22 protein-coding genes are annotated in these 21550 nt (G+C 25.0%); 20 read left to right on the forward strand and 2 right to left on the reverse strand.

The features are described from left to right. Positions 1-64 precede the first annotated feature (64 nt). Positions 65-1051 (forward strand): hypothetical protein, encoded by a 987-nt coding sequence (locus AWT63_RS05370; protein ID WP_068268875.1) that lies wholly within the window; start codon positions 65-67, stop codon positions 1049-1051. Between the two features lie 130 nt (positions 1052-1181). Beyond that, positions 1182-2438, forward strand: coding sequence for a hypothetical protein (locus tag AWT63_RS05375; protein ID WP_068268879.1), 1257 nt, complete (start codon positions 1182-1184; stop codon positions 2436-2438). Positions 2439-2754: 316 nt separating this feature from the next. On the opposite strand, the gene AWT63_RS06160 is transcribed toward AWT63_RS05375, so the two are convergent. Together AWT63_RS06160 and AWT63_RS05380 are read right to left on the reverse strand one after the other, a co-directional pair. Further along, positions 2755-3030 (reverse strand): DUF1016 N-terminal domain-containing protein, encoded by a 276-nt coding sequence (locus AWT63_RS06160; RefSeq protein ID WP_156414516.1) that lies wholly within the window; start codon positions 3028-3030, stop codon positions 2755-2757. Continuing rightward, positions 3027-3950, reverse strand: coding sequence for an alpha/beta hydrolase (locus tag AWT63_RS05380; protein WP_068268881.1), 924 nt, complete (start codon positions 3948-3950; stop codon positions 3027-3029). The genes AWT63_RS06160 and AWT63_RS05380 overlap by 4 nt, the downstream gene beginning before the upstream one ends. A gap of 134 nt (positions 3951-4084) precedes the next feature. Between AWT63_RS05380 and AWT63_RS05385 the strand changes: the two genes are divergently transcribed. From AWT63_RS05385 to gltS, 18 genes are all read left to right on the forward strand, one after another. Continuing rightward, a complete protein-coding gene (locus AWT63_RS05385; RefSeq protein ID WP_156414514.1) occupies positions 4085-4855 on the forward strand; it encodes an undecaprenyl-diphosphate phosphatase in 771 nt (256 codons plus the stop codon). A 4-nt stretch (positions 4856-4859) separates the two neighbouring features. Continuing rightward, complete coding sequence (locus AWT63_RS05390; RefSeq protein ID WP_068268885.1) at positions 4860-6242, forward strand: coproporphyrinogen III oxidase; 1383 nt, start codon at positions 4860-4862, stop codon at positions 6240-6242. Further along, positions 6226-6768 (forward strand): hypothetical protein, encoded by a 543-nt coding sequence (locus tag AWT63_RS05395; RefSeq protein WP_068268886.1) that lies wholly within the window; start codon positions 6226-6228, stop codon positions 6766-6768. The genes AWT63_RS05390 and AWT63_RS05395 overlap by 17 nt, the downstream gene beginning before the upstream one ends. Next, positions 6752-7732, forward strand: coding sequence for an Mbeg1-like protein (locus tag AWT63_RS05400; RefSeq protein ID WP_068268888.1), 981 nt, complete (start codon positions 6752-6754; stop codon positions 7730-7732). The genes AWT63_RS05395 and AWT63_RS05400 overlap by 17 nt, the downstream gene beginning before the upstream one ends. A 33-nt stretch (positions 7733-7765) precedes the next feature. After that, complete coding sequence (locus AWT63_RS05405; protein ID WP_068268892.1) at positions 7766-8983, forward strand: UDP-N-acetylmuramoyl-tripeptide--D-alanyl-D-alanine ligase; 1218 nt, start codon at positions 7766-7768, stop codon at positions 8981-8983. Further along, a complete protein-coding gene (mraY, locus tag AWT63_RS05410) occupies positions 8983-10071 on the forward strand; it encodes a phospho-N-acetylmuramoyl-pentapeptide-transferase (protein ID WP_068268893.1) in 1089 nt (362 codons plus the stop codon). Before AWT63_RS05405 ends, mraY begins: the two co-directional genes overlap by 1 nt. Before the next feature lie 8 nt (positions 10072-10079). Further along, positions 10080-11357: a UDP-N-acetylmuramoyl-L-alanine--D-glutamate ligase gene (gene murD, locus AWT63_RS05415; protein ID WP_068268894.1), complete on the forward strand. Its 1278-nt coding sequence runs from the start codon at positions 10080-10082 to the stop codon at positions 11355-11357. After that, positions 11350-12525 carry an FtsW/RodA/SpoVE family cell cycle protein gene (locus AWT63_RS05420; RefSeq protein WP_068268896.1) on the forward strand — a complete coding sequence of 392 codons (1176 nt, stop codon included), beginning with the start codon at positions 11350-11352 and terminating at the stop codon, positions 12523-12525. Before murD ends, AWT63_RS05420 begins: the two co-directional genes overlap by 8 nt. Beyond that, positions 12525-13589 (forward strand): undecaprenyldiphospho-muramoylpentapeptide beta-N-acetylglucosaminyltransferase, encoded by a 1065-nt coding sequence (murG, locus tag AWT63_RS05425; RefSeq protein ID WP_068269012.1) that lies wholly within the window; start codon positions 12525-12527, stop codon positions 13587-13589. The genes AWT63_RS05420 and murG overlap by 1 nt, the downstream gene beginning before the upstream one ends. Beyond that, positions 13583-14941 carry a UDP-N-acetylmuramate--L-alanine ligase gene (murC, locus tag AWT63_RS05430; protein ID WP_068268899.1) on the forward strand — a complete coding sequence of 453 codons (1359 nt, stop codon included), beginning with the start codon at positions 13583-13585 and terminating at the stop codon, positions 14939-14941. The genes murG and murC overlap by 7 nt, the downstream gene beginning before the upstream one ends. A gap of 3 nt (positions 14942-14944) precedes the next feature. Further along, the gene (gene murB / locus AWT63_RS05435) at positions 14945-15793 is read left to right on the forward strand and encodes a UDP-N-acetylmuramate dehydrogenase (RefSeq protein ID WP_068269013.1); all 849 of its coding nucleotides are present in this window, start codon (positions 14945-14947) and stop codon (positions 15791-15793) included. Positions 15794-15802: 9 nt separating this feature from the next. Then, on the forward strand, positions 15803-16297 hold the full coding sequence (locus AWT63_RS05440; protein WP_068268901.1) for a DnaJ domain-containing protein: 495 nt from the start codon (positions 15803-15805) through the stop codon (positions 16295-16297). Between the two features lie 57 nt (positions 16298-16354). Further along, a complete protein-coding gene (locus AWT63_RS05445) occupies positions 16355-17017 on the forward strand; it encodes a cell division protein FtsQ/DivIB (protein ID WP_068268905.1) in 663 nt (220 codons plus the stop codon). 11 nt (positions 17018-17028) lie between these two features. Beyond that, on the forward strand, positions 17029-18114 hold the full coding sequence (ftsZ, locus tag AWT63_RS05450) for a cell division protein FtsZ (RefSeq protein WP_068268906.1): 1086 nt from the start codon (positions 17029-17031) through the stop codon (positions 18112-18114). 16 nt (positions 18115-18130) lie between these two features. Then, on the forward strand, positions 18131-18760 hold the full coding sequence (locus tag AWT63_RS05455) for an adenylate kinase (protein WP_068268907.1): 630 nt from the start codon (positions 18131-18133) through the stop codon (positions 18758-18760). A gap of 1 nt (position 18761) precedes the next feature. Then, positions 18762-19532 carry a type I methionyl aminopeptidase gene (gene map, locus AWT63_RS05460; protein ID WP_068268908.1) on the forward strand — a complete coding sequence of 257 codons (771 nt, stop codon included), beginning with the start codon at positions 18762-18764 and terminating at the stop codon, positions 19530-19532. Positions 19533-19554: 22 nt separating this feature from the next. Next, positions 19555-20091: an isoprenylcysteine carboxyl methyltransferase family protein gene (locus tag AWT63_RS05465; protein WP_068268910.1), complete on the forward strand. Its 537-nt coding sequence runs from the start codon at positions 19555-19557 to the stop codon at positions 20089-20091. Positions 20092-20327: 236 nt separating this feature from the next. Then, the gene (gene gltS / locus AWT63_RS05470; protein ID WP_068268915.1) at positions 20328-21545 is read left to right on the forward strand and encodes a sodium/glutamate symporter; all 1218 of its coding nucleotides are present in this window, start codon (positions 20328-20330) and stop codon (positions 21543-21545) included. Positions 21546-21550 lie beyond the last annotated feature (5 nt).

A 21550-nucleotide genomic window follows, 5' to 3' on the forward strand; every position in this document is an offset into this window, starting at 1 on the left:
AAAATATAAATATTTTATTAAGGATATTGAAAATTTAAAAAATATATCTTCTAATTTACATCTAATGTATTCTTTACCTAAAATTTTTACAAATAGAGAAGGTAAAGTTTGTTATGATATAAAATTAGAATATTTAATATCATATAAATCTCTTTTGGATAAATTAGAAGAGGAAAATATAATATATTATTCTGATTTATATAATAAAAAAATAGATGAAAAATTGCTTAGAAGTTTAAATAAGAAAATATATAATCTTATACCAATAGTTGAAAAACGATATAGGCAAGTTAAAATAAATTATAGTGAAAAGTTAAAATCTATTTTAGAACATTTTGAGGCAATGCTAAGTGATGATGATCTGAAATCAATAGATAGCTATATTTATAATAATGAAGAATATAAAGAATATATATTTGATAAGTTAAAATTAGTTGTTGAAAAAAATATAATAGAAAAATTAAAACAAAATAATAAACCAGTCAAGATATATGAGTTATGGTCTAATTTACCTGAATATTTTAGAGATGAAAATTATTTGAAATTGATATTAAGTAAACATGAAAATTCAATATGTTCTTATACATTATCGGATAATACGAGTATATATATTACAAAAAATGAAAGTATTATAGAATATTTGAATAAAGCTCACAATTCTGATGATAAAAAAATAGAAATACTTAATCAAAGATTAAAAGGTGATACTTTAGATACTATAGGGAAAAATCAAAATGTAACTAGAGAAAGAGTAAGACAAATTTTAGTTAAAATTAAAGACTCATTTGATGAATCAAATAAATATTTTTTTGAAGATATATACTCGTATATTTTTACTGAATATGATACAAGTATTAATGATTTTTCTATTTCATTAGGAGATAATGGACATATAATTTATAATTATTTAGATTTTAGGTATGTAAAAGGGGAAAAAAGTATAAATCTTTTATTAGATGATGATAATGTTCCTGTAAAATTAAAAAAAGAGTTTGAAAAGGCTATTTACAAAGATTACATAAAATTAGGAAAAGATAGGGTTTATAAGTAGAAATTCTATCTCTGAATACATTTTAAAAAATCTAGGTGTAGATGGTATAACTTTTGAAGAGTTTCAAGATCTGTATTTTGATGTTATATCAAAAGTAGAACCTGAGAAATTGACTACAGTTTTGACAACAATGGATAGAGGGTATCTAAATAGATTAGCAAATAGTGAAAAAATATTATGGAATTTAGGTAAATTTAGATATTATAATATCAGTTCCAAAGATTTTACAGAATTGTTAGAAACATTAAATTTAGAACAATATCAAAACATTGAAATTTCTACATTGAAATTTATTGAAGATTTTCCTGAATTAATGAAAAAATATGATATTAGAGATCAATATGAACTTCATAATTTATTGAAAAAAATATATAAGAGTGAAGCTATAGATTATGGAAGAATGCCAACAATAGAATTTGGAGTAGAAAATAGGCAAAAACAAGTTTTGGATTTATTATTTAATCTAGCACCAATATCTAAAAAGGACTTAGCAAATGAATATAAAAAATTATATGGTATAGAAGTTAATACTTTTTTAGCTAATTATTTAGATGGATTTGAGACGTTTATGGATGGAGATATTTTAAGAATAGATTTTAAATTCATGCCTATAGAAAAGCAAAAAAAGCTAATGGAAGTATTAAAAGAAGATTTTTACTTTATAGATGATATAAAGAAGATATATTATAATGAGTTTGGTATGCATGATAATGGTGAAATAAATACCAATACACTACAAGATATGGGTTTTAAAATATTTAGCAATTATGTTTTAAAAAATAATTATAGTTATGTGTCTGAATATATTAGAGATACTTTTGAAAAAGGTGAAGGTTTTTATTCGGGAAATTTATGTGTAAAATTTACATCTTCATTTCACACTGAACTTATAAAAGCTAAAGAGAATTATGATGTTATAGAATATAGTCATAGAAAGTATGTAAATAAAAATTGGTTAAATAATAATAATATAAGTAAAGAAATGATATTAGAATATGTTGAAAAGACATTAAATTCTCTTAAAGATGAATTTTTTACAATACAATGGTTAATAAAAAATGGGATTGATTATAGATTTGATAAAAATTTACCAGATTATTTTTATTCATCTATATTAGTGGAGCAAAAAGAGCATATTTCATATAAACAATCAACAACAGTGTTATTAATGTATAAAGGAAAAGGTATTAAAAATGTATCTTTTTCAGATTTTATAATTAGCTATTGTTTAAATAATAATTTTGACAGTATTAGTTTAAATACAATATTAATGGTATTAAGAAATGAATATGGAATTAGTATAGAAAAGCATAGACTAATTGAGGATATTAAAGAAAGTAATTTTTTAAATTATGATTCAATAGAAAATATTATAATTTTAAAATAAATTTTAGCTCATCAAAAAAACTCGTAATCATATATTAAATTGCGAGTTTTTTCTTTTAGTAATATTTCTTGCATAAAAAATTAGAGCTTACAAATTTATTATTATCAATATATTCATAAGTCTGTTAAAAAAAAGGAAGCTTGAATTTTTTCTTCCTTTTACGGAACTTCTTTTTGCAACAGCCCCTTTTCTCTATCACATAGTTTATCTATATATATTTTTTATTGTTCTTTGATTTTTTTATATTCTCTATAATAAGTTGTGGTCTTATTTGTAATTTCCTTATACTAGACTGACCTTTTGACAACTAACATTTTCATATATGGTATATACTCAATTCTCCATACAGTGTTTGGAAAATTGGATATGTCAGATAAAAGCTTATCATATAGAATGCGTTTGACCTTGAAAAAACCTTTCCATATTCTTTTGTAAGTTTCTTAGATAAGTCATACTCAGTTTTGTCTGAATGACCTTGCTCGTCTTCCACAATAATTCTACCTATTTCCCAGTAGGTTTTTACCAATATGTTATTAACTTCTCTTGCAACATTATTTCGTGCATTTAATACTACTATAAATATCCTCTTTATAAATTACTTAAAAAATTATCTATTTGTTCCCAATATTCATTTCTAAATTTTGATTCAGCCTTAACGTGTTTTGTTCCTTTAAATACATGTATTTTTTTATTTGATTTTAAAGAATTGAAAATTTCATAAGCATTTTTAATAGGAACAAAAGTATCAGCATCGCCATGTAAAATAAGGGCAGGTATTGTTACATTTTTTAGACCATTTCTAACACTTATATCTTCAAAATAGTATCCTGCACGTATTTTAGTAATTAAATTAGTTGTAGGTATTATTGGAAAACTTGGCAAATGATATAATTTTTTTAATTGAAACGAAAATTGTTCTCTTAAATTTATATATCCACTGTCTTCTATAAAAGCAATAACATTTTTAGGCAAATCATTTTTAATAACACTATTCATAATTGTTGTGGCACCCATACTTATACCAAATAAAATGATATCTGGATTATTATATTCCTTTGAAATTAACTTAGACCAATTTATAATATCATATGAATCAAAACCACCCATTGAATAAGTATTACCTTCACTTTTACCATGTGCTATTAAATCAACTGCTAATATATTATATCCTCTATCATAAAATTGTTTAATATATGTAGACATATTTATAGCCCTGTTTGCATAACCGTGAACAACTATTATCCACTTATTACTTTTTTTATTTATAAACTTATAACCTGTTAATTTGTTTTTTGTAATTGAAACAGAATTAATTTCTATTTTGTTTTGCTCAAACCATTTCATATCATCTTTTTTTCTTGTGTTTACAGTATCATCATCATCTTGATTTGTTATTTTTGATTTATTTGTTTTAGCATTTAATGCGAAATTATAAAAATAATTACTTACAAGACCTAAACTAAGTAAACTTAATATTGAAATAACGCCAAATATCTTTAATGTTTTTTTCATACGTATCCTCCTTTTTTAGCAATTTATTATATAATTTTCATTATTAAAAGTAAATAAATTTTGATTTATCTGAAAATTGATTTTATATTGAGCTTTTTAATATTTGTGGTATAATACCAGATGAAAAGGGGAAGATTATGATAACAATATTAAAGGTAATATTTTTAAGTTTTATTGAAGGACTTACGGAATTTATACCTGTAAGTAGTACAGGTCATATGATATTGGTAGAGAATTTTTTAACTTTATCTAAAAATAGGCAATTTGTTAATGCTTTTGAAATAATAATTCAATTAGGAGCCATACTTTCAGTTATAGTATATTTTTATAATACAATATTTCCTATAAATATTAATTTATGGAAAAAAATATTGGTTGCAGTTTTACCTGCTGTTGTTTTAGGGCTACTTTTTGATGATTATATAGATAAGCATTTTTTTAATCCAATAGTTGTTTCAATAATGCTTATATTTTATGGTATTATCCTTATTTTTATTGAAAAAAGAAAAAAAGAAAGCAATATATTACATATTAATAATATAAGCTATAGATCAGCATTTATAATAGGTATATTTCAATGTCTTGCTATGATACCTGGAACATCAAGATCAGCAGCAACAATAATAGGAGCAATGTTGCTTGGTACAAGTCGTATGGTTGCAACAGAATTTTCATTTTTTCTAGCAATACCTACTATGCTTGGGGCAACAACATTAAAATTAGTGAAAATTAATAGTTTATCATCATCAGAGTACGGATTAATTGCATTAGGATTTGTTTTTTCATTTATTTTTGCCTACATATTTATTTCATTTTTCATAAACTATATTAAAAAGCATGATTTTTCTATTTTTGGATACTATAGGATAATAATAGGGATATTAGTTTTAATAATTTTAAAGTGATATAATGAAAATAAAAAGCAATAAAGATATAAGTGAGAATAAGCTTAAAGAGTTTATTTACTCTATTTTCCCAGATAATAATGATGAAATAGAAATTAATTTTAAGGAAAATAAAAATAATATTGAGATAGAATATAATAAGGAATATACTTTTTCTTTACCTGTTTTATACAATAGAGAAAAACAAAAACTCGCAATGTTAAAAACAGGTCTTTTAAAGTTATATAATAAAAATATGTTATGGGGAGGTATTGTCGGTGTAAGACCGACAAAACTTTTTTTTGCTCTTTTAAAAGAAGTAAAGTCTTTTGAAAAAGTTTGTGAAATATTAAAGAAAGTATATTTGGTATCAGATGAAAAGACAAAACTTCTTGAAAATGTAGCAAGAAATTCTATTGAATATATTGATGAAACTAGTGTTGGAGTGTATATAGGCATAGCTTTTTGTCCAACAAAATGTTCATATTGTTCGTTTCCTGCTTATTTAAAAAAAGGTAAGTATGAACTTAATTATAGTAAGTATATTGATACATTAATTGATGAAGTGACAAAAATAGGAAAACTTTTATCAAAACTAAATCTTAAATTAAGTACAATATATATAGGTGGAGGAACACCAAGTATTTTAAATGTTACTGAACTAAGAAGACTTCTTGATGCAATAATTAAAAATTATAATTTACAACATTTGATTGAGTTTACATTTGAAGCAGGGCGTATAGATACATTAGATGATGAAAAATTAGAAATATTAAAACATTATAATGTAGATAGAATTAGTATAAATCCTCAGTCTTTTAAAGATGAAACATTAAAATTAGTAAATAGATATCACAATATTGAAAAATTAAATGATGTGTATAATAAAGCTAAAGAACTAGGATTTATAATAAATATGGACTATATTTTAGGATTGCCTAAAGAAAGTACACAAGATATATTAAATACTATACAAAAAATGTATGAATATGATGTTGAAAATATTACTATACATAATTTAGCACTTAAAAAAAGTAGTTATCTTACTAAAACAAAATTTTTTCATGAAACATTAGATTATAAAAAAATATATGAAAAAATTTTTGAAATGGCAAAATCAAAAAAATATGTACCTTACTATATGTACAGACAAAAAAATAGTTATGATTGGGGAGAAAACATAGGTTTTTGTAAAAAAGGATATCAATCTGTATATAATATAGATATGATAGAAGAAAATAAGAATATTTTTGGTATAGGTGCAGGTTCAGTAACTAAACTTATTGATAAAAATACTATAAAAAGGATATCAAGTCCTAAAGATCCTCTTTCTTATATCCTAGAATATGATAAAAGACTAAATCAAAAAATTGATGAAATATTGGAGTATTATGAAAAATTTGAATAAATATTTTTTGCTTATGTTAATTGTGTTAATTTCAGGTTATTTTATTACAAATAATAAAAGTATAAATATTGATGAGAATGATTATGGTGTCGAAATAAATGAAAATATAGAATATCAAACATACAGCGAAAAAAAGAGTATTAATAATTTAACATATGATGATTTTAAAAATTCAAAGTTATCATCAAAAAAGGTACAAGAGATAATAGAATACAAAAAGTATATGGGAGCAATAAAAACGGTTGATGAATTAAGATTTATATCAAGATTTAGCGATGATGATATTGAAATAATAAAGCAAATATTTACAGATGAAACACATGATGTGAATTATAAATCACATAATATTAACATTGCAACAAAAAAACAATTGAAATTTTTAGGATTAAGTAGCAAAGATGTAAATAAAATTATAAATTACAGAAAAAATAAAAATATAGAAAATTTAATAGAATTAAAGAGTATAATTTCTGAAAGTTATTCTAATATTAAAGGTGGTGTAATTTTTGATGGCAACGATATTTGATTATATTAAAGAAAATAATGAAGAAATAACTGAAAAAAATTTTAATATACTTGATAGTTTGATTATGACAAGAATAGTGTACCTACCTTTTGATAAAATATTATTTAAAAATGAGAAAAAAACGCTACATTATCTACTTAATATTGTTTCAAAATATAAAGATAAATATTTTTTAATGAAAGATGATATAAAATTAGTTAAATATTTACTTGAAAGCAAAAGATTTAAAAATATAGAGGTTTTTAATTATATAAACATTATTGATAAAGAAATTGAAAAGCAGTTTGGTGCAATGGTCTTGGATTTAGGTTTTGCAAATTATGTATCTTTTAAAGGTACAGATAAAACTTTAATAGGTTGGAAAGAAGACTTAAATATGAGTTATGATAAGGTTCCGTCTCAAGAAGAATCAATTATATATCTTAAAGATGTATTAGACATTACAGATAAAAATGTTTTTATAGGAGGACATTCAAAAGGAGGAAATTTAGCTATTTATTCTTCAATATATGTAGATAATGCCTCAAGAATAAACAGAATATATAATTTTGATGGACCTGGATTTTTAAATGATGTTTTGAATGAAAAAGGGTATGAAAAAATAGTTGATAAAATTGAAACAATAATACCAAGTTCTTCAATAATAGGACTTTTATTAAATAGAAAAGAAAAAATAAAAATAATAAATAGTACGAGTTTTTTTGTTATGCAACATGATTTATATTCTTGGGGAATAAGTAAAAATGATTTTGTTTATTTGGATAAAATAACTAATATAAGTTCTTCTTTGGATAAATCAATATCAATGTGGCTTGAACAAACAACCCCTAAAGAAAGAAAAGAATTTATAAATTCAGTTTACAGTAAAATAATTAAAGAAAAAAGTGTAAAAAATTTAAAAGAAATTAATACTGAAGTCATTACAAAATTATTAAATAATATACTTAAAAATATTAAATTGTGATATAATAAAAGGCAAACAATTTTGGAGAAAAAAATGAATAAAAGAGAAGTATTTAGAAGAATATTAAACGAGAATTTTGATTTTAGCGGTCAGGTATGTATGGACTCAAAATTAGCAAAAAAAGGAGATATATTTTTTGCTATAAGAGGTGGAAATAAGTATATTGAAGAAGTTATAAAAAAAGGAGCATATCCTATATATGACTGTGATAAAGATTTTAATATAGGTAAAAAAGTAAATGATACAGTTAGCTTTATGCAAGAATTTGCTAAAAACTATAGAATGAATCTTAATGCAAAAGTAATAGCAATAACTGGAAGTAATGGGAAAACAACGGTTAAAGATATATTAGCTATACTTCTGGAAAATAGTTATGCGACTTATGGAAATTATAATAACCATATAGGTGTTCCATTTACAATATTGTCTTGTCCTATAGATAAAGATTATTTGATTTTAGAAATGGGAATGAGTATGACTGGAGAAATTAAATTACTTTCAAGTATATCATTGCCTGATTATAGTATAATTACAAATATAGGAGATTCTCATATAGAATATTTAAAAACTAGAGAAAATGTTTTTAAAGCTAAAACTGAATTAATTCCATATACAAAATCAAAGGTTATAGTTAATGGTAAAGATGAGTATTTGAAGACTTTAGAGAAAGCTTTAAAAGTTGTACTTGATAATGATGTAATAATAGATGATAAAGGAACAAGTTTTTTATATAATAACAATAAATATCATACTAATTTATACGGAAAACATAATGCGGAAAATATAAGCTTATGTATAGCAGTTTTAAATGAGATGGGTGTATCTAATTTTGAAAGCAAACTAGATAATATAAAATTAACATCTATGAGATTTGAACTTTTAAATCAAGGAGACAATGTAATAATAAATGATGCATATAATGCAGCACCAAAATCTGTTGAAAGTTCACTTGAAACATTAAATCAAATATTTAAAGATAAATATAAGGTTGTAATTCTAGGTGATATGTTAGAGCTTGGAGAAAATGAAGTTAAATATCACAGTAATTTAAAAAATGTGCTTAAAAATATAAAATATGATAAGTTATATTTATATGGAAAACTTATGGAAAATTTAAAGATAGACGGTGCAATACATACTATGGATAAAAATTTTATAAAAACTGAAATAAGAAATTTAAAAAATGCCGTAATTTTTTTAAAAGGTTCAAGAGGTATGAAACTTGAAGAAATAGTGGAAGGGGATAGATAATGCTATATTTACTACAACAGTTGTTTATAAATCAAGTAAGCTTTTTTAGAATATTTAAGTCTTTAGCAATAAGAGGATCAATAGCATTTTTTGTTGCTTTATTATTAACTTTAATTTTTGGTGGAAAAATTATAGACATATTAAGAGCAAAAAAATTGGGAGATAAAATAAGAGAAGAGGGACCTAGCAGTCATTTAAGTAAGGCTGGAACTCCTACTATGGGAGGTATAATAATTATTTCTGCAATAATTATTGCTATGTTAGTTGCAGGAAATTTCACAAATAAATATACAGTTTTTCTATTTTGTATGACAATTTTATTTACTTATATAGGTTTTTATGATGATTATTTAAAATTAACAAAAAGTAAAAAAGGTTTATCAGGAAAGAAAAAATTATTAGGTCAATTAATAATGAGTTTAATAACTTTCCTATTTATATTAAAATTTAGATTAAGTGGAACAGAAGTTGATTTTTCATTAGTAAATCCATTTATAAAAAATTCATATTTATATATTGGAGCTTTTGCTTTCTTTATATTCATATGTTTTGTAGTCATAGGTTCATCAAATGCAATAAATTTAACTGATGGATTAGATGGACTTGTAAGTGGACCAATAATGATAGTAAGTATAATATTTCTTATGATTGCATACTTTGCAGGACATAAAGAATTATCATTGTATCTTAACATTTACTATATTGAGGGAGCAGGAGAAATAGCTGTTTATCTTTCAGCGGTAATAGGAGCAATAATTGGATTTTTATGGTTTAATTTTTATCCAGCTCAAGTATTTATGGGAGATACAGGTTCTCTTACTTTAGGTGGTATACTTGGAATGATAGCAATATTTGTAAAACAAGAGTTTTTACTTCCTATTGCGGGATTTGTCTTTATCGCTGAAGCTCTTTCGGTTATAATACAAGTTTTGTATTTTAAAAGAACTCATAAGAGAATATTTAAAATGGCACCAATACATCATCACTTTGAAATGGGTGGGTTGCCAGAAACAAAGGTTACAGTTAGATTTTGGATAATAACAATAATAATGTGTATAATAGCATTTATGATACTTAAAATTAGATAGGAATAGTTATGAAGTATATAGTATTTGGTTTAGGGATAAGTGGAGAGGGAGCAAAAGAGCTCTTGGAATATAAAAAAGAGGAATTTGTTGTTGTTGATGATAAGCAGGGAATACCAAGCATTAATGCAATAGAAATAACAAATAAAGATGATATTGTTATCAAAAGTCCAGGTATATCTTGGAATAACGAATATTTAAAAAGATGTTTAGAAAAAGGAATTAAAATAATATCTGAAATAGATTTAGCGATAAAATATGTGAATCCTAAAACAAAATTAATTGCTATTACAGGAACAAATGGAAAAACGACAACTTGCACTAAAATATATGAATTATTAAAATATGCAGGATACAATGTTGCACTTGGGGGAAATGAAGGGCATTCATTTGCAAAAATAATAACTGATAAGAATGATTATGATTATATAGTATTAGAACTTAGTAGTTATCAACTAGAAAATAATCCAAGCATAAAACCATATATTTGTGCAATTACAAATTTAACACCTGACCATTTATTAAGATATGATAGTGTAAATGATTACTATATAACTAAAATGAATATATTTAAAAATCAAGATGAAAATGATTATATAGTCATTAATCCTAAAGACGAAGAGTTTAAAAAACTTTTTAAGGATTGTAAATCAAAAAAAATATATATAGAAGAAGACGAGAATTACTTAGTATTTGAAGGAGAACGTATTATACAAAAGGAAAAAACAAGTTTAAAAGGCGAACACAATATTCAAAATATGAATTTTATTATTGCAGTTGCTAAAATTGTTGGTGTTGATACAAAAATAATAGAACAGTTTTTATCATCAACAAAGTCTTTAGAACATAGAATGGAGGTCTTTTTTAAAAAAGATATGACTTTTTTTATAAATGATTCTAAAGGAACTAATGTTGAATCTTCTTTATTTGCACTTGATGCTTATAAAAATAAAAATCTTGTTTTAATATGTGGTGGACAAGATAAGAAAATTGATAATACAAAAATGTATGAGAAAATATATGAGTGTGTTGATTTTTGTTTACTTATAGGGGAAAATGCAAATCAGTACATTAGTGAATTTGCGAAGTCTGGATATAATTTGTATTATAATGCAAAAACTTTGGAAAATGCTGTTACATATATATCAAAAAATATGGATTTAAAAAAAGAAACATATGTTTTATTAAGTCCTGCAACTGCAAGTTTTGATCAATTTAAAAGTTTTGAACATAGAGGAGCAGAGTTTAAGAGATTAGTTGTTGAGATAATTGGAGATAAAAATGAATAATATTATAGATAATGCAACGGAAAGTGTAAATAAAAATAAAGAATTGCAACAGTTTATAAAAACTCATATTTCATTAATTATACTTTGTATTTTGCTTATACTTCTTACAATAGGAATAGTTTCTGTTTGGAGCATAAGTTCGCCTTTATCTGAATTGAAACATACAAATATAGGTAGAAAATACATTGGTTTAGTTGGAATATCTGTATTTTTGGTTGCAATACCTTCATATTATTTAATACGTTTTAAAAAAATAAGTGAAGGAACTTTAATTTCTCTTTACATATTAGGATTTTTATTTTTGCTTTCACCTTTAGTATTGGGGCATAAAATAAATGGAGCAAGAAGATGGATTAATGTTTTCTTTATACAATTACAACCTTCTGAATTTGCGAAACCTATATTAATATATATTTTTGCGATATATTTTAATGAATTAAAAGATGTTATAAATAAATATATATTATTTTTTAATGTTAAAATGAAAGCACATATGGGGATAACTATTATTTGGTCTGCACTGGTCTTTTTTTACTGCTTAGCTATATTATCAGGAAAAGCATTAACATCAACGTTACAAGTTGCATTACTTTCATATTTGATGTTATGTGTATCTAATGTTGAAAAGAAATATAAGACAGCAATATTAGGACTTTCTTCATTATTATTAATACCTGCGGCATTTTTAGTAAAATATAGACTTGAACGTATAACGCAATTTCAAAGCGGGGGTTCACAACAAACTTTAGAAGGACTTACTGCAATAAAAACAGGTTTTTTATTTGGTAGAGGTTTCGGTAGTGGATTTCAGAAATATTTTTACTTGTCAGAAGCACATACAGATTATATTTTTTCTGCTATAGCTGAAGAATTAGGGCTTATATTAAGCTTAATTGTACTTAGCTTATTTATCGTTTTAGTAGCTCTTATCTTTTATGCTGCTATAAATGCAGCGGATAGCACTGAAAAATATGTAATATTTGGTGTAGGATTTGTATTAACTAATCAAATAATAGCCCATATAGGAATTAATTTGGGATTATTACCTTCAACAGGTATTACATTACCGTTTATAAGTTATGGAGGAAGTGCCTTAATGTCAAATTTAATTTGTATGAGTTTATTATTTAAAGCTTTAGATAATATGGAATGGAAGGTAATAAAATAATGAAAAGAGTCGTGCTTACAACAGGTGGAACTGGAGGTCATATATACCCTGCAATTTCACTTGCTAAAAGTTTAAAAGAAGAAGGATATGAAGTTACATTTATAGGCACTTGTCATAGAATGGAAAAAGATATTGTAACTAATGCAGGATATGATTTTATAGGTCTTGACGTAGTACCTTTAAGAAGTGTTAAATCTATATTAAAAATGATTTCTGCTATATTTCAAGCAAGAAAAATACTTAAAGAAAAGAATATAGATATGGTCATAGGTTTTGGAAACTATATTTCAATACCTTCAATTATTGCTGCAAAACTGCTTAATAAAACAATATATTTACAAGAACAAAATGTTCTTATGGGTCTTGCGAATAAATATGGATATAGATTTGCCAAAAAAGTTTTTTTAGCATATAAGACAAGTCTTAACTATATTCCTAAAAAGTATCATCATAAGTTTATAGTTACAGGTAATCCATTAAGACATGAATTTTACACAGCAATAAAAAGCAAGAATAGAGAAAAACTTGAAATATCTGAGAATGAAAAAGTTATACTTGTAATGGGTGGAAGTTTAGGAGCAAAGCCTATTAACGAAGCAATAATAAAAAACATTGAGAAAATAAATGAAAAACAAAATTTAAAATTTTATTGGTCTACAGGGGAATCTTTATTTAAAGAAACTTATGCAAAAATAAAAAATTTAAAAAATATAATACTTATGCCATATTTTGAAAATGCTTGTGAGCTTATGAGTGCGGCAGACTTAGTAATATGTAGAGCAGGAGCGTCAACTATATCTGAATTATTACAGTTAAAAAAACCTTCTGTAATGATACCATATAGTTTTGTTGGGCAAAAAGAAAATGCAGAGATGTTAGAATATGCAGATGCAACAAAAACATTTACTAATGAACAAGCTGTTGAAGCTATAGATGTGGCATTAAATTTATGCTATCAAGATGATAAACTTGAATTTATGATAGATAATATTTCAAAATTAGATACAGGGAATGCCGTAGAAAATATAATAACGATTATAAAAGGAGATAATAGCAAATGCTAAAAAAAGTATATTTTAGTGGTATAAATGGAATAGGAATGAGCGGAATTGCAAAAATTTTAAAACAAAAAGGGTATGAAGTAGAAGGCTCAGACTTAGAGTATAAAGATGCTACAAAAAATCTTGAAGATTTGGGTATAAAAGTACATATAGGTCAAGTTGTTGAAAATATAGAAAGTTTTAATCCCGATTTATATGTTTATTCAACAGCAATTAGAACAACTAATCCTGAATATATATATGCAAAGTCAAAAAATATTGAAATGAAAAGAAGAGGCGAAATGTTAGCTGATATAGTTAATACTTTTGAAAATAGTATAGCTATTGCAGGAACTCATGGTAAAACTACAACTTCTTCTATGTGTTCAGTATGCTTTTTAGAAAAGGATCCTTATATAGTAGTTGGCGGTGTAATTCCTGAAATAAATAGCAATAGTAAAATAGGAACAAGCAATTATTTCATAATTGAAGCTGATGAAAGTGATAATTCGTTCTTATACTTGTATCCTAATTATTCTGTTATAACTAATATAGAAGCTGATCATCTAGAACATCATGGTACATTTGAAAACATAAAGAAATCGTTTATTCAGTTTATAGAACAAACAAAGAAAAAAGTAATATTATCAAAAGACTGTCCAAATATAGAAAGCTTAGATTTAGAAAAATATAAGGAAAAATTAATATTTTACAGTGCAAATAAAAAAACTGACATATATGCAACAAATATTAGAAATTTAGATGGAATAACAACGTATACTGTAGTAATTAATGATACTGAAATAGGGGAATTTAGTTTAAAAGTTCCTGGTATACATAATATACAAAATTCTTTACCTGTAATATATTTATCATATATTGAAGGATTAGATATAAATTTAGTTAAAAAGCATTTAGAAAATTTTAGTGGTGCAAATAGAAGATATCAAGTTATATATAACGAAGAAATAAAAATAATTGATGATTATGCACATCATCCTACTGAAATTAAAGCAACATTAAATGCTGCTAAATTAAATGAAAAAGGTAAGATAACAGTAGTATTTGAACCACATAGATATACAAGAACAAAATTCTTTATGGATGAATTTGCAAAAGCTTTATCTATTGCAGATAAAATAATACTTTTACCTATTTATGCAGCAAGTGAAGATAATGATAGTGGAATAAGCTCGTATGATTTATATGAAAAAATCAAACAATTTGATAAAAACAAAGAAGTTGATGTTATGCTTCCTATGGAAGTAATGGAATATATATATATGAATAATGAACCTACAGATATATACATTTTTATGGGGGCAGGAACAGTTTCTAAATTTGCTTATAGATTAGTAAATAAAATAAAAGGGTAGGTGATAAGCGTGATAAAAGAACAAAATGTAACAATGAAACCTTATTCAAATATGAAAATAGGTGGAATTGCTAAAAGTTTAACTTTTATAGAAGATGAAAAAGAATTAATTGATTTTTTTAATAAAGATGAAAGATACTACCTTTTAGGTAATGGAACTAATACTTTAATAAATGATGAATATTTAGATATTAATTTTGTAAGTTTAAAAAAGCTTAATAAAATAGAAAAAATTTCACAAAATACAGTTTATGCACAAGCTGGAGCTGATTTATCTGACTTAATATCTTTTATGGAAAAAAACGATTTGTCAGGACTTGAGAATATTTCAGGAATCCCTGGTTCTATAGGTGGTTTAGTTAATATGAATGGTGGAGCCTATGGTACTACTATATTTGATAAAATAGAGAGTGTTAAGATTTTTATAACTGATAAAAATGAAATAAAAGTTTTTAAAAAACAAGATATAGAACATAGATATAGAGGTACAGCTATAAAGGATAATCATTGGATAGTTATAGGTGCTACTTTTGTTTTTGATAAAGGATTTGATAAAGAAGCTTCTCAAGATAAAATAAATAAGAGAAAAAATAATCATCCCTTAGATTTTCCTAATCTTGGTTCGACTTTTAAAAACCCTGAAGGAAATTTTGCAGCACAGTTAATATCAGATTGTGAATTAAAGGGTTACAGAATAGGTGATATGGAAGTATCGCCAAAACATCCTAATTTTTTAATAAATCATGGTAATGGTAAATTTAGCGATGTTTTAGAATTAATAAATAACATAAAAAAAACTGTTTTTGAAAAGACAGGTATAATGCTTGATACAGAAATAATAATAATAAAATAAGGATATATAATGTTAATAATTTTTTATATTTTAGCTTTAATGGTAGGAATAATGTCATTGTTTCTTTTACTGCCATATTGGGTATATTTTTTAATAGCCGCTATAACACTTTTTACTAAAGGTCAAATAAATTATTTAGTTGTAATTTGTGTGATTTTAGGAATACTTAAACTTGTAAATAAAAATAAAGGTCCTAAATTTAACTTTAAAAGAACATATTATTATGATAATTCGGATTTTTTTAATCAATTTAAATATCGTAGTAACTATGACAAACAATACTATAATACATTTGAAAATATTAAAACTGAAAGTGAATATGAAAAAGCTTGTGTAATATTGGGTGTTTCTCCAAACAGTTCTATGGAAGAAAAGAAAAAAAGATATTTACAATTACTAAAAAAATACCATCCTGATATAAACCATACAGATGAAGCTGTAGAAAAAACAAAAGAAATAAATGATGCTTGGGATATAATACAAAAATATCAAGGACAACAATAAAATTGAAAAAAAAATAAAATCATGTTAAAATAAAAGTTGAATTTAAAAGAGGTAGCAATGGATAAATTTGTAAGGCGAATTTTCTTTATACTTTTTCTTTTTGTTTTAATCATATTTGGATTTAGGTTTACTCAATCTGCTTTTTTTGAAGTAACTGAAATAAATATTTCAGGGGATAATTTGATGATAAATAGCGACATCACAAATAAACTTCAACATTTAAAAGGTTTATCTATATTTTATGTTAATAAAAGTGAACTTATATCAGATATATTAGAAGATATCAGAATTGAAAAAGTTAATGTTGAAAAAAAATACCCAAATATATTAAATATTGAGATTATTATTAGAAAACCGGTAGCGTTTGTTTCTATAGATAATAAATTTTTTGCCGTTGACAGTAATTTGAATATTTTTGGAAAATTTGAAGAAATTAATGATAAAAATATTCCAATAGTACATTTTGATGATAATTCAAAAAATAATATAATAAATATACTAAATAGTTTAATACCTAGTAAAATGTATGATATAACATCGGAAATAGTCGAAGAACAAGGATATTTTTCTTTAATATTGGATAGTGGAGTTAGAGTTTTTATGAATAAATCTATTACAACAAATAAACTTAATCAGGCTTTTAAAATATATAGTGATGAAATAAAAAATAATAATTTAGAATATATGGATTTAAGATTCAAATACATAAATGTAAAGTAGGAGGAAAATGTATGGACGATAATCAACAATATAATGGATATACGAACACGGAAGAACCAAAAGCTAAAATTAGAATAGTGGGGGTTGGTGGAGCCGGAGGTAATATCATAAATAATATGATAGACTCTAACATAACAGGCGTTGAGTATGTTGCCATAAATACAGATTATCAAGACCTAAATAAATCAAAAGCTCAATACAAAATTAGCATAGGTCATTTAGGAGCAGGAGGGACACCTGAAACAGCTAGAGTTTTAGCTGAAGATAAAAAATCAGAAATTAAAAATGTGTTAAAAGACCAAGATATGATTTTTGTAACTGCCGGAATGGGAGGAGGAACAGGTACTGGAGCAGCACCTATTATAGCCCAAGTAGCAAAAGAATTGGGAATTTTAACGGTTGCGATAGTAACAAAACCTTTTACATTTGAAGGTAAAAAAAGAGCACAAAATACTGCCGATGGGTTAGAAAATTTAAAAAAATATGTTGATACATTAATCGTAATACCTAATCAAAAATTACTTGAGCTTCCTACTGCAAAAACATCATCTTATCCTGATCAGTTAAAACTATCAAATGATATATTAAGATTTGGAGTTAAAGGGATAACAGAATTAATAACAAAAATAGGATTAATAAATCTTGATTTTTCAGACGTACAAGCTATAATGAAAGATTCTGGAGTAGCACTTTTTGGATTTGCAGAATCACAAAGAGACGAAGAAACAGGACAATTTGAAGATATTATTAAAGTTGCTGAAAAAGCAATATTTAATCCATTATTAGAAAAAGATATAAAAGGGGCAACAAAGATATTAGTAAACTTAACAATAGGGCCTAATTGTAGTCTTGCAGATGTAGATAGAGTACAAAGCTTTATTGCACAAAAAGCTTCAGGAACTATTGATGGTGTTGAAAATGTAATTGCCGGTGTTATATTTGAACCTGAAAGAGAAAGTGTGGTTGTATCAATTATAGCTACAGGTTTTGATGAAAATAAAATTTATGAAAATTCTGTAAATCAAACAACAGAAACAGATGTAAATATAGAAGAAAAAAAAGAAGAACCTATGGAATATAATGTTCCAATCTTTTAATAAAAGGAGAATAAAATTGAATATAGTATTATTTGGACCTCCGGGAGCTGGAAAAGGAACACAGGCAAAAGAATTAATTAATAAATACAGTATACCTCAAATATCAACAGGAGATATTTTACGTACTGCAATAGCTAATAAAACAACATTAGGATTAGAAGCTAAAAAGTTTATGGACGCAGGGAATTTGGTTCCTGATGAAGTTGTAAATGGGTTAGTAAAAGAAAGACTTCAAAATGATGATTGCCAAAAAGGCTTTATTTTAGATGGTTTTCCAAGAACAGTAGAACAAGCTAAAACTCTTGATGAAATACTTATGTCGCTTGGAAAAAGCGTAGAAAAGGTAATAGCTTTAGATGTACCTGATTCTGAAATAGTTGAAAGAATTACAGGAAGAAGAACATCAATAAAAACAGGTAAAATATATCATTTGAAATATAATCCACCTATTGATGAAAAAGAAGAAGATTTAATACAACGTGATGATGATACGAAAGAAGTAGTTTTAAAAAGGCTTGAAAACTATGAAAAACAAACTGCACCAGTTTTAGATTATTATAATAATCAAGGTAAAGTTATTATGATAAACGGAACAAAAACACCAACAGAAATAACAAGGGACATAATAGAAATATTAGGTGAATAAAATGGTTAAATTAAAAACATTAGATGAAATAAAAAAAATAAAAAAAGCTAATGAAATAATTGCAAGAATATATAGAGATATTATACCTAAATATATAAAAGCAGGTGTAAGTACTTGGGAACTTGATCAAATCTGTAATGACTATATTTTATCACAAGGAGCAAAATCGGGAACTATCGGTTATGATATAGGTTGGCCTTATCCACCATATCCAGCAGCAACTTGTATATCAGTTAATGAAGATGTAGTTCATGCAATACCAAGTAAAACAAAAATTCTAAAAGAAGGAGATATAGTAAGTATAGATATAGTTACTGTATTAGATGGTTTTTACGGAGATGCCGCCTGTACTTTTCCTGTAGGTCAAATTGATGAAATATCTCAAAAACTTATTGATGTAACAAGAAAATCAAGAGATTTAGGTATAGAACAGGCAGTAGCAGGGAACAGTTTAGGTGACATAGGACATGTTATACAAGAATATGTTGAATTACATAATTTTTCAATTGTAAGAGACTTTTCAGGACATGGTGTAGGATATGAAATGCACGAAGATCCATATGTTTTAAATTATGGAAAAAAAGGAACAGGTCTTAAAATTCAAAATGGACTTGTAATAGCTATAGAGCCTATGGTTAATTTAGGAACGCACAAAGTTAAGATACAAAAAGACATGTGGACTGTAACTACACTTGATAAGAAAAAATCTGCACATTTTGAACATAGTATTGCAATAGTAGATGGAAAACCTCTGATTTTATCAGAATTATAAATTTATATAAAGGAGCTGCGATATGCCATATTATTTAGCAAGTATTATTGTTGTTTTAGTCTTTATTATTAGACTATATTTTTTAAAGATTTCTATTAAAAATGAAAAGAAAATTTTAGAAGATAGTGGAATTGAATATGGAAAAGAAAATACTAAGCGTATTACAATTTTACATATTTTATTTTACTTATTCTGTTTTATAGAATCATTAGTTAAAAAAAGACCATTTGATGGTATAAGTATAGTAGGTTTATTATTAATAATTTTTGCTTTATTTATGCTATATACTGTAACAAGATTATTAAAAGATATATGGACTGTAAAACTTATGATTTTAAAAGACCATAAATATGTAAATCATTGGTTATTTAGAAATGTTAAACATCCTAATTATTATCTTAATGTTTTTCCTGAATTAATAGGAATTGCATTGCTTTGTCATGCTATATATACAGCAGTTATTATATTCCCTTTATATATTGTTGTTATGTATATTAGAATAAAAGAAGAAGAAAAATTAATAAAAGATGTAATAATACCTAATGGTATAAGAGATTAATATTTATATTATTTATTAATACAATCATTAATATAATTAATAGATAAACTTATTATTGATTATATTAATAATAGATGATAATGTAATAAATATAATACTTATAGAAAATAAAAAATATGAAAACATTTATAAAAATATTTGAAAAGGTTGCTAAACAGAGTTTTAGCAACTTTTTTTTTACATTAAAATATAGTATAATGAAAAAGTTGAAATTATAGACAGAAAGAGAGCAAAACATGATAAAAATACATTTAGATATGATACAATCCATAGGACTTGCTATAATATTATTACTTATTGGACGAAAAATGAGAGTTAAAATACAAATTCTTAAAAAATATTGTATTCCTTCACCTGTAATAGGTGGATTTATATTTGCTATATTAACGCTTATATTAAAACAATTAAATTTAGCCACATTTATATTTGATACAACATTACAAACATTTTTTATGACTATGTTTTTTACAAGTGTCGGATTTAATGCAAGTTATAAAGTATTAAAAACTGGAGGCATAAAAGTATTAATATTTTTAATAGTGTCAACAGGTCTGATATTTGTACAAAATATAGGAGCGGTACTGCTTGCAAAACCACTTGGAATAAATCCTTTACTAGCACTTATGACAGGTTCTACAGCAATGACTGGAGGGCATGGAACATCAGCTTCAATATCACCTTTAATTGAAAATTATGGTATAGCTTCTGCTCAATCTGTAGCTATTGCAGCAGCAACTTTTGGACTTATAGCAGGTTCAGCAGTAGGTGGACCGGTTGCAAGAAGACTTATAACAAAATATGATTTGCTAAAAAATTATAAAGTAGAAAATGAAGTTAAAGAAGATGTAGAAAAAGAAGAAGATTTCTTTAATAAAAAAGAAAGTATATTAAACGGAGAGAAATTTGCAACTGCATTTTTTATGATACTTCTTTCAATGGCATTTGGGACATTTTTTAATTACTTGTTTAAACTATTAGGATTAAATTTCCCGTATTATTTAGGACCTATGATAGTTGCTGCAATAATAAGAAATATAACTGATGTAGTTACACAAATTTCAAATTCTCCGATAGAAGAAATAAAAATAATAGAAAATATAGCACTTAATTTATTTTTATCAATGGCTCTTATGACTTTAAGACTTTGGGATTTAATTGATTTAGCCCTACCTATAACAGTTCTTCTTTTAGCACAATTAATTTTTACAGTTCTATATACAAGATATATAACATTTTATGTTATGGGAGCAGATTATGATGGTGCTGTAATTTGTGCGGGTCATTGTGGATTTGGAATGGGAGCAACACCTAATGGTATAACTAATATGGAAACAGTTTGTGACAGTTATGAGTATTCAAAAATTGCATTTTTTGTAGTTCCATTAGTTGGAGCATTATTTATTGACTTTGTAAATGTTTCAATAATAACAGGATTTATAACATATTTTAGATAAAAGGA

Source organism: Caviibacter abscessus (genome assembly GCF_001517835.1).
In the GTDB taxonomy this organism is placed as follows: Bacteria; Fusobacteriota; Fusobacteriia; order Fusobacteriales; family Leptotrichiaceae; genus Caviibacter; species Caviibacter abscessus.

Excerpts from the sequence above, each read along its gene's own strand:
- map (WP_068268908.1), top strand. The coding sequence starts at position 18,762 with ATGGTTAAATTAAAAACATTAGATGAAATAAAAAAAATAAAAAAAGCT.
- ftsZ (WP_068268906.1), top strand. The coding sequence starts at position 17,029 with ATGGACGATAATCAACAATATAATGGATATACGAACACGGAAGAACCA.
- AWT63_RS05445 (WP_068268905.1), top strand. The coding sequence starts at position 16,355 with ATGGATAAATTTGTAAGGCGAATTTTCTTTATACTTTTTCTTTTTGTT.
- AWT63_RS05395 (WP_068268886.1), top strand. The coding sequence starts at position 6,226 with ATGAAAAATTTGAATAAATATTTTTTGCTTATGTTAATTGTGTTAATT.
- AWT63_RS05465 (WP_068268910.1), top strand. The coding sequence starts at position 19,555 with ATGCCATATTATTTAGCAAGTATTATTGTTGTTTTAGTCTTTATTATT.
- gltS (WP_068268915.1), top strand. The coding sequence starts at position 20,328 with ATGATAAAAATACATTTAGATATGATACAATCCATAGGACTTGCTATA.
- mraY (WP_068268893.1), top strand. The coding sequence starts at position 8,983 with ATGCTATATTTACTACAACAGTTGTTTATAAATCAAGTAAGCTTTTTT.
- murD (WP_068268894.1), top strand. The coding sequence starts at position 10,080 with ATGAAGTATATAGTATTTGGTTTAGGGATAAGTGGAGAGGGAGCAAAA.
- AWT63_RS05420 (WP_068268896.1), top strand. The coding sequence starts at position 11,350 with ATGAATAATATTATAGATAATGCAACGGAAAGTGTAAATAAAAATAAA.
- AWT63_RS05380 (WP_068268881.1), bottom strand. The coding sequence starts at position 3,950 with ATGAAAAAAACATTAAAGATATTTGGCGTTATTTCAATATTAAGTTTA.
- AWT63_RS05370 (WP_068268875.1), top strand. The coding sequence starts at position 65 with ATGTATTCTTTACCTAAAATTTTTACAAATAGAGAAGGTAAAGTTTGT.
- AWT63_RS05400 (WP_068268888.1), top strand. The coding sequence starts at position 6,752 with ATGGCAACGATATTTGATTATATTAAAGAAAATAATGAAGAAATAACT.
- AWT63_RS05405 (WP_068268892.1), top strand. The coding sequence starts at position 7,766 with ATGAATAAAAGAGAAGTATTTAGAAGAATATTAAACGAGAATTTTGAT.
- AWT63_RS05440 (WP_068268901.1), top strand. The coding sequence starts at position 15,803 with ATGTTAATAATTTTTTATATTTTAGCTTTAATGGTAGGAATAATGTCA.
- murG (WP_068269012.1), top strand. The coding sequence starts at position 12,525 with ATGAAAAGAGTCGTGCTTACAACAGGTGGAACTGGAGGTCATATATAC.
- AWT63_RS05375 (WP_068268879.1), top strand. The coding sequence starts at position 1,182 with ATGGATAGAGGGTATCTAAATAGATTAGCAAATAGTGAAAAAATATTA.
- AWT63_RS05390 (WP_068268885.1), top strand. The coding sequence starts at position 4,860 with ATGAAAATAAAAAGCAATAAAGATATAAGTGAGAATAAGCTTAAAGAG.
- murC (WP_068268899.1), top strand. The coding sequence starts at position 13,583 with ATGCTAAAAAAAGTATATTTTAGTGGTATAAATGGAATAGGAATGAGC.